The 15,700-nt window shown below is 71.3% G+C and carries 9 protein-coding genes; all 9 read right to left on the reverse strand.

Annotated features, from left to right (window positions below; all coding sequences use genetic code 11):
- Complete coding sequence (locus tag ASC81_RS08560; RefSeq protein WP_056265284.1) at positions 1 to 3,246, reverse strand: hypothetical protein; 3,246 nt, start codon at positions 3,244 to 3,246, stop codon at positions 1 to 3.
- Complete coding sequence (locus ASC81_RS08565) at positions 3,246 to 11,717, reverse strand: hypothetical protein (RefSeq protein ID WP_156391916.1); 8,472 nt, start codon at positions 11,715 to 11,717, stop codon at positions 3,246 to 3,248. The genes ASC81_RS08560 and ASC81_RS08565 overlap by 1 nt, the downstream gene beginning before the upstream one ends.
- A gap of 153 nt (positions 11,718 to 11,870) precedes the next feature.
- Positions 11,871 to 12,125, reverse strand: coding sequence for a hypothetical protein (locus ASC81_RS08570; protein WP_056265289.1), 255 nt, complete (start codon positions 12,123 to 12,125; stop codon positions 11,871 to 11,873).
- A 175-nt stretch (positions 12,126 to 12,300) separates the two neighbouring features.
- Complete coding sequence (locus ASC81_RS08575) at positions 12,301 to 13,389, reverse strand: DUF3616 domain-containing protein (protein WP_056265292.1); 1,089 nt, start codon at positions 13,387 to 13,389, stop codon at positions 12,301 to 12,303.
- 67 nt (positions 13,390 to 13,456) lie between these two features.
- Positions 13,457 to 13,837 (reverse strand): hypothetical protein, encoded by a 381-nt coding sequence (locus ASC81_RS08580; RefSeq protein WP_056265293.1) that lies wholly within the window; start codon positions 13,835 to 13,837, stop codon positions 13,457 to 13,459.
- Between the two features lie 100 nt (positions 13,838 to 13,937).
- Positions 13,938 to 14,273 carry a hypothetical protein gene (locus ASC81_RS08585; RefSeq protein WP_056265296.1) on the reverse strand — a complete coding sequence of 112 codons (336 nt, stop codon included), beginning with the start codon at positions 14,271 to 14,273 and terminating at the stop codon, positions 13,938 to 13,940.
- Positions 14,274 to 14,306: 33 nt separating this feature from the next.
- Positions 14,307 to 14,771 carry a hypothetical protein gene (locus ASC81_RS08590; protein ID WP_056265299.1) on the reverse strand — a complete coding sequence of 155 codons (465 nt, stop codon included), beginning with the start codon at positions 14,769 to 14,771 and terminating at the stop codon, positions 14,307 to 14,309.
- Between the two features lie 102 nt (positions 14,772 to 14,873).
- Positions 14,874 to 15,476: a hypothetical protein gene (locus tag ASC81_RS08595; RefSeq protein WP_056265304.1), complete on the reverse strand. Its 603-nt coding sequence runs from the start codon at positions 15,474 to 15,476 to the stop codon at positions 14,874 to 14,876.
- A complete protein-coding gene (locus tag ASC81_RS08600) occupies positions 15,469 to 15,690 on the reverse strand; it encodes a hypothetical protein (protein ID WP_056265307.1) in 222 nt (73 codons plus the stop codon). Before ASC81_RS08600 ends, ASC81_RS08595 begins: the two co-directional genes overlap by 8 nt.
- Positions 15,691 to 15,700: the final 10 nt, after the last annotated feature.

The raw sequence follows: 15,700 nt of genomic DNA on the forward strand, positions 1-15,700 counted from the left end.
TCAAACCAGTGTGGTTTCAGCGGCCGTGCTTTCGCGACCGATGGGATCGATGACAACAAGGCGATAGACGCTGCCGGCCGGCGCCTCGCCGGCGGCATTGGCCGGGTCCATGCCGTCGATGCTGTAGGGCCCGTCGCCTTCGGCGCTGACCTCGCCGAAGACGCGCAGCGGTGCCCCAGGGTCGCGCCGCATGACGCGCAGCTTGTACGGCCCCAGCGCCCCACCGGCCAGCCCGTGAGGGTGCGTGAACGTCAACCGCACGCCAACGAAACCGCCGCCCGCCCCCGCACTGCCGCTGGCCGCCAGCGCCGCGACGGGGGCCGGTGGCTGCGGCGGCACGAGCATGACGCTGACCGGGTCGGACGGCGAACCCCATGCACCCGGCACCGGCCGGCCGGCGGCCACCGAACCCGGGGCCGGCGCGCCCTGGGCCTCGGCCACCCAGTAGTAACGCAGCCAGGGCTTGAGCGTGGCGGCGGCCGAGATCTGCACCGGGCCGGCGTCGACATAAATGCCCGTCTGTCGGCCCTTGTCGTCCGGCGCGGCCATGGGGCCGAGCGCGACGACGGGCATGCGCTGCAGGTCCTGCGCGCCGACCAGCGAGCGCCGCAGCCGCCATTGCACGGCCTCGGTCATGCCGACGGTCAACGTGATGCGCACCTCGACCGCATAGGTCGCGTCGTTGTCGGCCATGGCGGCCGGCTTGACGGCCAGCACCGGGCGCGGCGGCGGGTCGGCATTGGGCACGGCGAAGATCAGCAGCGGCAGCGAGGTCAGCGGCGTGCGCGCGCCCGAGGCGCTCTCCGCCGCGATGCGGTAGACGTTGAGCACGCGCAGGCTGCCGCTGACCGCATGGCGGAAGGTCTTCTGCCCGGCGGCGCCGTCGAACACGACACCCTGCAGGCGCTCGAACAGATGGTCGGCCGCCAGCGCGGGCTGGTTGCGGATCAGCGTCGCGCGGGCGGCGGGGTCGGTGGTGCCGGCCAATGCTGCGGCCAGTGCGGCCTCCGGCGAGCCGGCAGCCGCCGTGCTCAGGTGGCGCACGATGCGGTTTTCGTCGCTGTACCAGATGGCCGCGTTGGCCTGGCCCGCAGCGGGCGTCCAATTGAACTCGACGCTCGACAGCCCGGTCACGTCGGGCCGGCCCGAGTACATCAGCACGTCGGGCACGGGGATCTGCACCGGCGGGCGCGGGTCGTGCATCGTGATGACGGCCGGCTCGCTGGGCTCGGAGAACTGGCTGGCGGTGTCGCGCCAGCGGGCCACCAGGCGCAGCTTGCGCGTCTCGGTGGCGGCCAGCAGCGGGCCGTTGAACGTGAAGTCCAGCGTCGCTGGCGGCGCCAGCGGCGTGGCGATGAGGCGGGTCTGCGTGGACACGCCGCTCGTGGTCTGGTCGGTCACGACCAGCTCGAACTGCTGCGTCGCGAAGCTGGCCGGCGCCAGGCTGGCCAAGGGCGGCACCTCGACGATGACGCGCACCTCGCCACCGCTGAGGGCCGCGTTAGCAGGCTGCGCATACATGGCACGAAACACCGGCCGCGGCGGCCTGGGGCGCGGCCCGGGCGGGTTGACGACCTCGGCCCAGCCGGACCAACGCCCGAAGCCGTCCTGCTGCGCGACGCCGTAACGGATCGCGTCGGCGCTGGCCTGGCGGTCGGCCAGCTGGCCGGTGCCCGGTGCGGGCGGCGGCAGCGCTTCCTCGTCGGCGGCATTGCGGCCCAGCACCAGCGGCAGGTGGAAGCCGTCGCCATTGCGCTTGTGCAGGCTGTCGCGCTGTGCGCCGCCGTCGGGCGTCTGCTTCTCGGCCGCCAGCAGCGCGGCCACGCCGACGCCGGCCAGTTGCAGCTCGACCTCACGGCGCGCCTGCGGCACCGGCGCGGGCACCCAGCCCATGTGGTTGTGGGCGGTGATGAGCGGCGGCTGCATGGGCGCCGGGCTGGCGCTGCGGTCGGCCACCGCCAACGCGCCCAGGCCGACGACGTTGCCCATCTCCTGCAGCGTCTGCAGCAGCTTCTTGTCGAGCGGCACGTCCAGCCCCGAGGCCAGCTTGATCCAGGCGCCGACCCAGGCGCTACTGGTCGGGAAGCGCACATCCCCGCCGATCTGCGCCAGCAGCGCGTCGAAGAAGGGGTCGCGCTGCGTCGGGTCCTTGGCCGGCGGGAAGTCCTGGAAGAAGCCGGCCACCCAGTAGAAGACCAGCAGCGGCGCCGGTTCCTTGAACTCGTTGTCCAGCGCCTTGTGGCCGAACAGCGCGGCGCAGCCGGGGTCGAAGCGGGACTGCAGCACGCGGTCCAGGCAGCGCTGCGTGAAGTTGCCCAGCGGCCGCCCGCGCTCGTCGCTGACTGGCGTGGAGGTCGTCATCTCCAGCGGCGACACCGACAGGTCGGTGATCAGGCGGTCGAGGTCGGGCTGCAGTGGCAGCGCCAGCGAGTTCACTCGGCGCGCCTCCCACAGCGGCGTTTCCACCGGCGCGGAGGCCGGCGCCACCATGCCCAGCGTCTCCTGCAGTGGGCGGCGCTGCGGCGCCTGCTGCAGAACGCGCGCCTCGGCGCGCAGGATGGGGTTGGCAATCGGCAGATAGCGTGGCCCGCCGGCATGCGGCAGGTTCAGCAGCGTGAAGGGCTGCCAGTCGAGCCGGCCGACGTCGCGCTGCTCGAACCACACGACGCCGACCACCGTGCCGCGACCCTGCAGCTGGATCTGCACGATGCCCGGTGCGCCGAAGGCATAGGGCGGCGCGATGCGTGTGGCCACGGGCGCGGGGCCCTGCAGCGTCGTGACAAAGGCGGTAGCGGTCATGCCGCTGGTGGCCGCCGCTGCATCCGCTGAGGAAGGAGCAGCCGCCCGCCGCGAGCCGTCCAGGCGCGTGGCCACCAGGCGCGGCCCGGGCCCGATGACCGGCGGGCCCGGCTGCCGGCCGCCGGGGTCGGCGTTGGCGCGCGCCCACACGCAGGTCTGCCCCGGCGCCAGCGCGATGTGCGCCGTCACCGGGTTGTCGGGCGTCAGCGTGAAGGGGGCGGTCAGCACGCGGCCGCGGCTGTCGACGAAGACGACGTCGTCGCGCAGCTTGACCTGGCGGCCGTCGCGCAGCACGGCGCGCCAGACGATGTAGGGCGCCACCGGCAGGCCAAGCTGCGGATGGGCGTCGACACGCAGGTGGATGCCGGGCTGCAGGTGCGTGTCGGCCGGGTCGGCCGGCAGCGCGTGCGCGTTGAAGAGCGTCGGCGAGACGAGGTGCAGCGGCATCACAGGCCCTCCCGTTCAAGCAGCGATGGCACGCTGCGTAGCCGCCGCGTCCCGCTGACCGTGCCTTGCGGCGTCGTGAAGCTCAGCCGCAGCGTGGGCTCGGGCGTGGCCGGTACGGTAAACGGCACGGCCGGTTTCAGCCACACGCGCGTCCAGCGGCTGTTGGCGCGGTAGAGCGTCAGCGTCTGCGCGCCGACTGCCGCGGACGTGGGCTCGATGCGCACGCCCGCTTGCGCCACGCCGCTGACGATCTGCGTCAGCTCGCGCTTCATCGGTTCCATGCTGTCGACGAGCAGGCCCTCGATGCGCCAGCTGGTCGTGGCCGCGTCAAAGCGCCACAGCACGTAGCTCTTGGGTTCGCGCTCGGGCAGGGCCAGCGTCTCGGCGTCGATGGCCGCCAGCGCTGCATCCAGCGCCGCATCGCCCTCGACGAAGCCGCCGGCGGGCAGCACTGCGCCGTCCGGCACGATCAGGTCGTCGGGCAGGAACAGGCCGGTGGCCGTGGCGCCATAACCGAGCGCATCCAGCATCGCCGCTGGCGAGGCATAGCGGGAGGTGCGGAAGCGCGTGGCCAGCACGACGGCGCGGTCGGTGCCCTTGTTGGCGACGACGTTGAGGTCGTAGTCGGCCTCGGGCTCCAGCGGCGCCGTCACCGCCACGCTGGCGCCGCCCATCGGCCCGGGGCCGGGCAGGCAGGGCGCCTCTGCCATCGCGGCGTGGATGAGCTGGTAGCCGACCGGCTGCAGCGTATCGGGCAGGGCCAGCCAGGCCAGCGTGACCACCAGCGGCTCCAGCACCGCGTTGAGCGCGGCCGGCGTGGACTGCGGCTTGGGGTCGGTGCGGCGGATCTCGATGGCCAGCGTGCGGCCGTATTGCTCCAACAACTGTTTGACGTGGCCGGTCTCGAAATGCACCCAGATCGGGTCGCCGGTGAACTGCGTCGCGCGGCCGTTCGCCGGCTCCACGCCGATCAGGTAGCGACCGACGTCGCGCGCATCGAAGACATGCTCGTTGATCCCGTCCTGCTGCACCGGCGTGACCCCCGCATCAGGCGCGGCGGCAAAGCGAAGCACGTCGGTGGTGCCGGCCACCCAGGCGGTCGGGTCAGGGTCGGGCGGCGTCTCGTTCGGGTCCTCGGGCTGCCAGACCTGCCAGCTCCAGCCGATCTCCAGCTGGTATTCGGTGGCCGGGGCCAACACGATCTCGCGCCTTTCCTCGACGGGCAATGACATCACCGTGGCCAGGATGTTCAGCAGGCTGGCCTGCACGGCACTGTCGCTGGCGTGGGCGTCGGCGGCGCGCTGGTCGACGCCGCAGACTGACACCAGCGTGACCGTCTTGCCGGCCGGCACCTGGATGCGCAAGCCATTCCAGGGTCCGGTGACGCCGGCGCGCGGCGTGAAGCGCATCAGCACGCAGCCGCGGCCGTCGCGGCCCCGGCGCTGCTCGATGACCTCGCCGGCCCAGGCGTCGCGCGGCCTGGTGCCGACGATGCCGGTGACGACTGCGGTCGGTTGCACTGCGGCGATGGCGTTGCCACTGGCGATCATGGCCTGGGCGCGCTCGGCATACGGGGCCGACAGCGCAAGTCGCGTGGTCTTGCCGCAGTCGTCGTCGTCCGGCGGCGGTTCGTCAGGCGCGTTCTTGTCAATCTCATGGCAGAGCTGGTAGAGCGCCGCCATCTCCGTCGCGCCGAACAGCTCGATGACGCGGATGCCGCGGCCGCGGATATCCAGCCGCTGCGGACGCCTGGCCTCGGGGCCGGTCTCACCGCGCCAGACTCGGGCGCCGGTGGCGTCCAGTGCATGGCCCTTCAGTGGGCCGGTGCCGAACAGCATCAGGTCCAGCTCGACGCGGCTGCAAGCCGCCGGCAACTCGATGCGCAGGCCGTGGCCGGGGAAGCGCAGTTCGCGGCGCTGGTCGCGGCCGGCGCGGTCGGGCGAGGCGGCTTCGTCGACCAGGTCGACCAGCGCCAGCTCGGGCTTGCCCGAAGCCGCCTCGAACGCGATGCCCGCATGCACCACCCGTGCGACGGCGCGCGCCGGCCGGTCGAGTTCGTCGAAGTCCACGCAGCGGTGCGCACCGTCGCCGCCGAGGCAGCAGATGCGGTAGAGCAGGGCCTCGCCGCCGCCGCCGTGGATGTTGATGGCCGCGATGGCCTCGCCCGGCTTGGCGCGCAGTGTCAGCACCAGCGGCTCGCCCTGGGGCGCGCTGCCACCGTCGCCGGCGACGGCCTGGCCGTTGCCGTCGAGTCCCTCGGCCTTGATGCCGTCGCGCGTGAACACCATCAGGTGCAGCTCGATGGCCGCACAGGCATGCGGCAGCGTCACGCGCATGCCGCCGGCGGGGAAGAAGATCTCGGCGTCGCCGTCGTTGCCACGCCGTGGCGGCAGCGTGCGCTGGTCGACCGCATCGGTCAGGCGCAGCGGCTCGCCCTTCTTCAGCGGCACGAACACGAAGCCGCGGTGGGCGATGCGGTCGAAGGCCTTGTCGGCGGGCTTGAGGCCGTCGAAGGACTCGCAGGTCTTGCCGCCGTCCTTGCCACCCTCCACGCAGACCTTGAACAGCAGCGCCTCGTTGCTGCCACCGACCAGCTCGACCACGGCGATGCCGTCGGCGCGCAGGCGCAGCACCTGCGGCGCGCGCCGGGCCGGCGGGCTGATGGTGTCGCTGGCAATCTCGCGGCCGGTGGCGTCGAGCGCACGCGCCCTGACGGGGCCACCGAACAGCACCAGGTGCAGCTCGACGCCGCGCACGGCGGTGGCGAAACGGATGGCCACGCCGCGCTCCGGCAGGCGGACTTCGGCGCTGCCGTCGCGGCCGGGTACCAGCGGGTCGATGGCCGTGTCGAGCTGGTCGACCAGGTCCAGCGTGTCCTTGGCTTGCAGCGGCAGGATGCGGAAGCCCTGGCGCACGACCTCGGCGACGTCGTTGCGAGTCTTGACGCCGCGGAAGCCGTCGCAGACGCGGCCGTCGCCATCGCCGCCACCGGGGTTGTCGTCGCCACCACCCGGGCGGCCGTGGCCCGGCGCATCGCAGATCATCAACGTGACGCTGGGCTGCGTGACGGGCTGGTCGAACAGGCCCTCCCACGGCAGCGGCAGCTCGGCCAGCGATCCGCCGGCGACGGCGCGGCGCAGTGCGGGCAGGCGGTAGCCGCGCGTCAGCGACTCGCCGTCTTCCAGCGCGGCGAAGGGCAGGGCGACAACCTCGCCCGGCACCAGCGTGCCGCCGGACAGCCCGAGCAGTGTCATCAGCGACTGGCCGCGGATGACGGCGGTGCCGGCGCGGATGACCGGCTCGCCGGTGACGAAGAAGCGGCTCGGATAGGGCCCGGGCGCCGGCGTCTGCTGGCGCAGTCGCACCTTGTTCAGCCCGGCCCGCCTGGCGTCGCGGCCCAGCACGCAGGCGCGTGCTGGCAGGGGCTTGGGGTCGCAGATCGTGCCGACGGTGTCGCCCGGCGCGCCCGGCTGGCCGGCGCCGCCGTTGCTCATGTTGACGACCCAGGACCAGGGGTTCCAGTCGAGCAGCTTGAGGTTGGGGCCCTCGTGCTCGCTCGGCAGCGGGTTGGCGCCGCCCGAGGCATCGGGCTGGCGGTAGGGCGTGCTGGCCCACACCGACTGCAGCGGCTTCGTGCCGGCCACGACCGTGCCGTCGCTGCGCTTCTTCAGCAGCACGCTGTCCAGGCGGTAGGCGTACTTCAGCTGGCTGGAGCCGGTCCACTTGGGCTGGGTCGGCGTCGGCCCGGGCTTGAACTGGGCTGCTGCCGGCATCGCGTTCTCGACGTAGTGCGAGAAGTGGATGACGGGCGCGGTGTCGGGCCAGACAGTATTGTTGCCGGCCACACCGGCCGAGGCGGCAGCAGCGGCGGCCACCTGCGCCGGGTCGGACGGGTCGGCCGGCACGACGACGACCGGTGCGGCCAGCGGCGCGCCCGTGGCGCCCACGCCCATGATGTGGTCGCGCCGGTCGGTCAGGCTGATGCCCTTGACGGGGCTGGGCGGCACCGGCGGCGTCATGTCGGGGCCGAAGTCGAAGCTGACGCCGACGCAGCCCGAGATCGAGAAGAAGAACAAGTCCACCTCGCCGCAGAACTCGCCGTCGATGCGGATGGCGATGTCGTTGCCGATCTGGCGCGCCTCCAGGATCAGCTCGCCGCGGGCGGAGATGGAAAGGACGACGAGGTCGAGCTCGCCGCGCACGAAGATGCCGCCCTTGAGCAGCAGCGGCGCGGTGCCGAAACCGATCAGCACCTTGGCCGAGGCCTCCAGCTTGATCGGCCCGGCGCTCCACTTGATCTCGAAGCCCGCGCCGAAGCCGACTGCGAAGCCGTCGAAGGTGAAGCGCACGTCGCCGCCCAGCGCGGGCAGGCCGCCTTCCTCGATCATGAGGTAGGTCCAGGCCTGCACGTCGATGGTGCCGGGCAGCAGCTTGAGCGTGACCGGCTCGCCGAAGCGGCCATGCGCCACCTGGCCGTCGGAGCCGATGCGCACATAGACCTTCTTGCCCGTGCCGAGGTAGGGGAAGAAGCCGGAGAACGGCACCTTCACCTCCAGCACGCTCGGGATCGTGTACTGCGCCGACACGGCCAGCTTGACCGCCTCGTCGTCGATGACGATGAGGCCGGTGATGGTGCCGCTGGCGCCGCCCTCGTCGCTGACCTCGGTGTCGGGCACCTCGACGATGTTGACGTCCACGCCGAGGATGACCTCGACGTCGGGGAAGGCCACCACCACCATGCCCGCGCAGCTGACGCAGAAGCTCACGTCCGGCAGCGTGCCGACGACGACGCCCACGCCGAGCGCGAACTGGTCCTTGTGCGGCTCGTACTTCTGCTCCGGCGGCGTGCGCCACCAGTCCAGCTCACGGCCGACCGGGTCGGGGTTGGCCGGCAGCTTGCGCTGGCCGTTCATGACGAACAGGCCCTTGAAGCCGTAGATCGCCATGCCCGACTGGGCCAACGGCAGGGGCGTTGAGAACTGCACGCCCAGATAGAGCGACAGGAAGATGGACGGCGCGATCTCGGGCGGCATGCCCATGGCCAGTGCGGCCTCGACACCCAGGCCCAGCGGGATCAGCTCGGCGGCCACGCCGGCGCGGATCAGCCCACCGTCTTCGATGCGCAGGCGGCCCTCGCCCTTGAGCACCTGCGGGATGTCGGCCTTCAGCACGAAGCCGCGCAGCTCGAAGTCGGGCAGCGGTTGGCCGTCGCGGAAGGTGAGGCGGATGATGGCCTCGCTGATCTCGATGATGCCGATCTGCAGCGCGATGGCGATGCGGCCCTCGATCCACACCGAGCCGCGGCCCATCGCGACCTCGACGATGCGCAGCAGGCTGCCCAGCACACCGTCGATCTGCCATCGGCCGGGGTCCTCGATCTCCATCGACGTGGTGTCGTAGACCAGGCCAAAGCGCTCCCAGCCCGTCTTGGCGGTGTCGTACTGCAGGCCGACGCGCTTGTAGCGGATCTTCATCGGCTTGTCGGCCGCGGTCTTGATGCCGAGCACGCCGCCGTTGATGTGCAAGGTGCAGACGTAGTCGGTCACCACGCGCACCTGCATGGCCGCGCCTGGGTCGGCGATGGAGCGCATCTCAGTTTCGAAGGCCGCCGAGGTGATGGCGGCCTTGGAGCCGTCGCCCACCAGCGGGCCGCCGCCAAGGTCGACCTCGGAGAAGCCCACCGCTGCGATCAGCGCGGCAATGCGCGCACCGCTGCCGATCAGGTCGGTGTCGGCGTTCACGCCCGACAACAGCGCGGGACCGAAGGCCAGCGCGGCGATCAGCGGCTTGGTGGTGGTGGAGATCAGCCCGTCGGGATCGCCCTCGCTCTTGATGCCCAAGGCGGCCTTGGTGTAGCCGGTGCGCGGGTCGTGCGTCCAGTTGACGAAGACGGTCAGCACCTCGCGGCTGAGCTCGACGGCGTCGCCGCTGCCGGGCATGGCGGGCAGCGGCGCCTGCTGCGGCGTCCAGGCGAACTCGGCCTCGGCCAGCGTCGGGATCGCATCGGACAGCTGGCTGACCGTCGGGCTGTCCCAGACGATGCGCAGCTTGACGCGGTAGTCCATCGCCGGCGAGCCCGGCGGGACGGCGGCGGGGTCGCGGCCGGCGGCGGGCACGAGGGAGCGGCGCAGTGTGGGGCCGACGGTGGCGTTGTCGTCGGGCCGCTCGCTGCCCGCGCCGGCGGTGCCGCCGATGGCGTAGATGTCGATGCGGCGGAAGTCGTCGCGCTGCGGCTCGTGGGCATCGATGCGCTTGTCTTCCCAGCCCGTCGAGGCGGGGATGTCGGCGTGGATGAGGCGGCCGTTGGCCGGCGTGCCTTCGGCGGCTTCGGACAGCTCGACCGCGCGCATCGGCGGCACAGCGTTCTCTTCCTCGGTGTCACCAGCCGCGCTCGCGCCCGTGAATTGACTCTGTTCGCCGCGCGAGAAGATGCTGGCCGCGGGTACCGGCGTGCCGCTCTGGCCAGTCAGCAGCGTGGACAGCAGCGCACGCCCGCGGTCGGCGCGGCGCGTGGCCAGGCTGGCGTTGTAGCTGTCGGTGCCGATGTCGTCGCAGCGGCCGACGACGATGAACTTGGCGCCCGGGTAGCGCGCCGCCCAGGCCAGCAGGGCGGTCTGCGAGAACGACACCGTTGCGCCTTCCGGCGCTAGCGGCCCCCAGCTCAGCTCGACCGCCAGGTCGTAGTCCATCAGCACCTGCACATGGCGGTCGGTGGCTGGCGGCGGTGGTGGCGGTGCCGCGGCCGGCGTGATGGTCACCATCGCCAGGCCATCGGTGGGCACGTCGATCAGGCTGGGGTCGGCGCTGTCGATCTCGGCCTGCTCCAGCGTCGGGAACAGCCCGCCCTCGGCATGGAAGTCGCTCAGGTCGAAGGTGCCTTCGACGGCCGTCAGCGCCAGCGCGGTGGTCGGGTCCGCCGCGTTGTACACACCCGCCTCGCAGCCGACCAGCAGCTCGCCGCTGCCCAGCGTGTGCAGCCGCGTGCGCGCCAGACGCACCTGCTCCTGGCCGCCCGCCAGCGTGACGGTCTCGCGCAGGATGACGGTCTGGATGCCGACCAGCAGCGTCGGGTCGATGGGGAAGCTGGCGCTGCTGCTGCGCTGCGGCACGTTGACGATCTCCCACTCGAAGCGCGAGCCGCTGCCGCCGCCCGACGTCGCCGTCAGCGTGACCGTGCCCAGTGCCTCGCGCGTGCCGCCGACATGGGTCACGTTGACGAAGTTCTGCGTGCCCACCGTGGCGCCGATGACGGGCGCGTCGCCGCCCGCGACAAAGCGGAAGGTGATCTCGGGGTGGCGGAAGTCGTTCTCGTCGGTACCGACGCGCACCGTCTCGATGGGCGTGACCTTCAGCGACTGGCCGTGGCGTACGCTGGCGCTGGAGGCGTCGCCCGTCTGCGCCGCGCCGCCGGCCCAGCGCCATTCGGCGTCCCACTCCACCAGGCCGCCGGTCGGCACGCTGGGGTCGGGCGGCGCGGTGGTGACGAAGCCGGCGTGCACCGTCACCTGCTGGTCTTCGGAGCCTTCGATCTGAACGATGCGTGAGGCGCCGCTGCCGGAAATGGCCAACGGTTGGTCGCCGCTGTCGGTGACCTGCACGAAGTTGAAGGCAGACGGGTTGAGGGCGGTGCGGCCGAACTGCACTTCGATCTCGCCCTGCAGGCCGAAGGGCGAGCCGATCAGCAGGTTCTTGACGCCGCCGGACAGGTCGCCGATGCCCGGCAGGTTGCGCGGTGCGTAGAGGGTGGCCTCCCGGATGGCCACGCCGGTCCAGGCCGGGCCCTGGTTGCGCTCGATGATCTCGGGCGGGCTGAAGCTGTCGGAGAAGTCGAAGGTCAGCCGGCCGACCGACAGGCCGAACTCGCTGCCGCCGATGAAGAAGTGCGGCGGGCTGCAGCTCAGCGTCGCCACGGCGCCGCTGACGGCGGCCGGGTCGAGCGGGTCGGGCTGGTCGATGAACTTGACCGCCAGCGGCGCGCCGCCGGCCGGCTGCTCGATGCGCAGCACGGCCGAGCCGGTGATGCGCACCTCGCTGCGGCTGGGGTCGCGCACCAGGTGCCGCGGCGTCGTGCCAGTCTCGGGCACGTAGATGGCGGGCTGCAGGAAGTCGACGATGAGGTTGAAGACCTCCAGCGACAGATCCAGCCGCCAGACGTCGGCGCTGCCTTCGAGGTTGCTCCCGCTCGCTACGGCGCTGCGCTGGAAGGCCAGCTGGAAGGGGATGCCGGTGTTGATCAGCGGCAGGCTGAGCCGGCCGATGCCGATGTTGAACTCGGTCGGGATTTCGTCAATGGCCGTGGCGATGGCCTGCAGCGAGCCGGTGTGGAAGACCGCGCCGTCCGACGACGAGGCCTGGTGGCCGACGACGACAAAGCGTTCGATGAAGTCGCTGACCGACTGCGGCAGCACCGAGTTGATGGTGTCGGTGATGTCGAACAGGTCGACCAGCGCAATGCCGGCAGTGCGGGCCATGGGCACCTCCATTAACCAGACTGCGTCTGCAGCGGCTTGTCCTCACGGGCGGCCGAGGATGGTCTTGGTGGTGGCGAGCCGCAACCCCCTAGGGTCTGTTCAGGCAAAAGAAAACCCGCCAGCGGCGGGTGGGTGACTGACGACGGCGGGAATTCAGACCAGCCAGACCGACGCCTGGGCCGAGGCCAGCGTCGCCTCGACGGGCCGGGCGCGGCGCGCCTCGACGACGACCCGCGGCAGCTTGGCAACGACCGGCGCGTCCGCGCGCTTGCCGACCACCACCACACGCTCCAGCTTCACGACTTCGGTCGCGGGAGCTGCCGTTCGGTCAGCCAGGCCGATGCCGATGGCAGCAGCAGCGGTGACGGCGGCGATGGCAACGGCGAAGGTCTTGGCGGCGGTGTTCATGGTGGGTTCCGGGGGGTTGGCTGTGTCAGTGATTGCAGTGTCTGCAACCGCTTCCCTTGTCGCGAGCGCCGCGCGACAAATCGCCGTCATGAACGGATGAGCTGCGGAATGCTGGGATGGGTGGGCATCGGGCACCGGGCCGGCCCGGGCGGCCCGGCTCTGGGCCCGAATGCCCTCAGCCGTGCTGCAGCAAGTCGCCGAAGACGGCGTGCTCGCCGTCCTTGCGGTCCGGCCCCGGCGCGTCGTACAGCACCAGCCAGCTCGGCTTGCCTGCGGCCAGTTCAGGCGGCAGGTCGCACACCGCTTCGGCCCGGTTGCTGCCGCGCCCGTGCGGCAAGGTGACCGAGCTGGTCAGTGCCGGCTCAAAGCGGATCGGTTCGGTGATCCCGGCCAGCAAGGTCTTTGCGTCAGCCCATTTGTAGAGCCGGATCTCGCCGTCGAGCACCATGGTCGGGCCGGCCAGGATGAAGAGATCGTCGCCGGAGAAATGCAGGTCGCGCACCCCCAGGCCGTCCAGTTGAAGGAAATGCTTTCGGATCAGCGTGCCGTCGTCGTCGAGCGGTGCCAGGGCGAGGTGACCGTCATGGGCTTCGATCTCGACTTCCAGCAGCGCCGCCCAGCCTCGCAGCACCGGCCCGCGCAGCCCCAGCAGAAGCCGCCGGCCATGCACCGCCAGCCCTTCGATATCGAAGCCGTTGTCCTTGCCAGGGATCGCCAGGTAGGGTCCGAAGTGGGGGTCATCGGCCAGCGCGCGGGTCAGCAGGTTGGACTCGGCGTCCCCCTTGAGTCGCAGTGCGCGCCTGCCGTCTCGCGACTGCCGCACGAGGCAGGGCTCGCCCTTGTCGTCGACCTCGATGGGCAGGCAGGCCAGCAGCCGGCGGTTGCCGTCCAGCGCGACCTTGGCCAGGCGCTTGGCATTGGCCGCATCGTCTTTGTCGGCTTTGGCGTTCTTGCGCTTCAGGCCGTGCGATCCGACGACCCAGAGGAAGCCATCGGCCACGGCCATGCCTTCAAGGTCGGCCTCTTCATCGGCCTTGCCCGGCAGGTCGAGCAGGTCGGCCAATGCGAAATCGCGCACCTCGCCGAACCGCAGGCGCTCAGTCCCCTGGGCTTCAAGCCGGCGCAGGCGGTCGATGCCGCAGGCCTCGTCGCCGGCGACCCAGAGCCAGTCACCGGTGAAGGCTGCGCCCGACAGGTTGGACTGGACGAGGGAGCCGGTCGAAAACTCCAGACGGACGGCGTTTGCGCTGCGCTTGTTGGGCATGGGATGGCTGATCGGGTTGGGCCGGCCAGCCTAGCAGCTCAACCGAGCTGAGGGATGCACCAGCGCTTCACGCCGAGACAGCATGCCGGCGGCGCTGCCAGCGCTCCACGACTTCCACCACCGCATCCCAGGCCATGCGGTCGTAGGTGACTGCGGCGAAGAGGTTGTCCTGCGTCGGCTGCTGCCGCACCGCGGTGCGCGCCAGTCGCTCCAGTGCGTCGCGGGCGGCCTCCACGCAGCCTTCCAGGTCCGTGAAGCTGGCGCCCACGCGGTGGAACAGGATGCCCTGGCGCAACTCGGTGGCCTTGAGCGACGCGGTTTCGAGGGCCCGGAGGAAGATTCGTGCCTGGCCGTCGCCCAGCAGTTCGACGCAGAACTCCCGGCGCCAGCCGGTCAGGGTCTGCTCCGAGGTCAGCTTGGGTTGTGTGTCGTTGATCAGCAATGTCATCAGCCAAGTCTCTATCAATCACCGGTGCCGATTGCAGCCGGTTGTATCTTGTATTTCGGTTCTCGGCTGAGCGCTCAGCCGGAGGATGGGAGGACGGACGCTAGGCTTGCCACACCGCATAGCCCGCTTCGCGCAGGCCGATGGCAAGTTCCACCTCCATGTCGCGCGCCGCGTCATAGGGCATGGGGTTGTAGAACTCGTACAGCTCCGGCATCAGCCGCACGCCGTACTTCAGCACGAAGCGGTTGGCCTGCACGCCGGCCATGTGGCGGTCAAAGCGCAGGTCCGGGTCCAGGCCGGTCATGCCGACATAGAGGCAGGGCTTGACGATGTCGTGGTCGGGGTTGGCGGCGCGGAAGGCCGGCTCGTTCCAGACGCGCTCGGCCAGCAGCACGACGTAGACGTGATAGTGGTCGCGGGGGTGTCGGCGCGGCATCGAGGGCGGATTGTCCGCCGCCCGGTGTACAGCTCAGCGGAGCGTGTAGCCGCGCCCGTCCATGCAGGCTTCGACGGCGCGCTGGAACACGCCGGCATCGGACATGGCGGCCTGCTGCGTGGTGGCCCAGCGGTTGCACTCGCGGCTGTCGGCTTCCAGCTGATCGGGACCCTGGCCGTTGCGCGGGTAGATGACGGGAGCCGGTCGGGCCGGCGCATAGACCGCCTGCGGCGGTGCATAAACCGGCTGGGGCGGCAGTGGCGCGGGCGGCGGCACATAGACCACCTCCGGCTGCCGGTCTCGTTCTGCCTGGTTGGCCAGCGCGATCAACGGCACCGCCACCGCCAGGCCCAGCACCAGCCCGCCGAGGCCCGCGCCACGATGGTGGTGATGATGATGGCGGTGGTGCGAGTGCCCGTAATGGCGCGGGCCGGCGCTTGCAAGGCCGTGGGCGGCAACCAGGCCAAGAACGATCAGGGTGCGGGCGATGGGTTTCATGGCGGGGCTCACTCCAGTGGACGGAAGTTAACGCCTCAATGCGCGCCTCCGCACACAGCGGCCAGGCAGACTTTGTAACGCACCGTAGCAAGATACATCGGGCTAGCGCAACGCGCGGTTGAGTCCATCGACGAAAGCCTTGCAGGCCTGGCTGGCATCCGGATGCCCGCGCCAGCTTTGGGCCAGCGCCCGAAGTGCCGAGCGGACCTCGCGCGGCATGGTGCCGTCGAGCGGATCGTCCGCCACGGCAGACAGATGGTCAGCGTAGAGCCGGCGCGCCTCGGCGTCGCAATCCAGCAGGTCCATCACCGCGCCGGCAAGGGTCTGGAACTGCTCGGGCGACAGCGTTGCCTGTTCACGCCCGGGCCAGGCGGCCAAGCACAGGTACTCGATGGGTCCGAGGCTGCGCCGCTGCGCGCTGGGCTGAAACGACCCCCAGGCCGCCCGCGAGCCGCTGGGCAGGCGGCCCTGGCAGAGCGCCTGGGTCAGCGTCTGCGCCACGGCGGCGCGGGCGGCGTATTCGCCGCGCAGGTTGACTTCGGCCAGCACGCGCAGAAAGGCCGGGTAGAGCTGGTCGCCCAGGCCGCTGCAGACGGTTTCCATCAGAGCGACCGCGCCCTCCTGACGGGGGCCGAGGTCGACACAGCCGCCGATCAAGGCCTGGGCCGCATCGGCCCAGCGCGGTTCGGCCAGCAGTTCAGGCAACGAGGGCGGCGAGCACGCGCTCGGCGTGTTGCTGGACCGACAGCCCGCGCTGGTCGGCGGCAACGTCGGCGCGCAGGCTGGCGGGGCCGCCGGCGCCCAGGCCATCAAGCCAGGCCGCGCCGCCCGCATGGCCGGCCGCTGCGGGCGCCGTGAGCGGGCGCAGCGGGGCGGTGGAAAACAGCGGGGAGGTGGGTGACGGGATGACGCCGATCATGGCCGTTAGG

It is taken from the genome of Pelomonas sp. Root405 (assembly GCF_001425165.1).
Taxonomy (GTDB): domain Bacteria; phylum Pseudomonadota; class Gammaproteobacteria; order Burkholderiales; family Burkholderiaceae_C; genus Pelomonas.

Excerpts from the sequence above, each read along its gene's own strand:
- ASC81_RS08570 (WP_056265289.1), bottom strand. The coding sequence starts at position 12,125 with ATGAACACCGCCGCCAAGACCTTCGCCGTTGCCATCGCCGCCGTCACC.
- ASC81_RS08590 (WP_056265299.1), bottom strand. The coding sequence starts at position 14,771 with ATGAAACCCATCGCCCGCACCCTGATCGTTCTTGGCCTGGTTGCCGCC.
- ASC81_RS08600 (WP_056265307.1), bottom strand. The coding sequence starts at position 15,690 with ATGATCGGCGTCATCCCGTCACCCACCTCCCCGCTGTTTTCCACCGCC.
- ASC81_RS08575 (WP_056265292.1), bottom strand. The coding sequence starts at position 13,389 with ATGCCCAACAAGCGCAGCGCAAACGCCGTCCGTCTGGAGTTTTCGACC.
- ASC81_RS08565 (WP_156391916.1), bottom strand. The coding sequence starts at position 11,717 with ATGGCCCGCACTGCCGGCATTGCGCTGGTCGACCTGTTCGACATCACC.
- ASC81_RS08580 (WP_056265293.1), bottom strand. The coding sequence starts at position 13,837 with ATGACATTGCTGATCAACGACACACAACCCAAGCTGACCTCGGAGCAG.
- ASC81_RS08560 (WP_056265284.1), bottom strand. The coding sequence starts at position 3,246 with ATGCCGCTGCACCTCGTCTCGCCGACGCTCTTCAACGCGCACGCGCTG.
- ASC81_RS08585 (WP_056265296.1), bottom strand. The coding sequence starts at position 14,273 with ATGCCGCGCCGACACCCCCGCGACCACTATCACGTCTACGTCGTGCTG.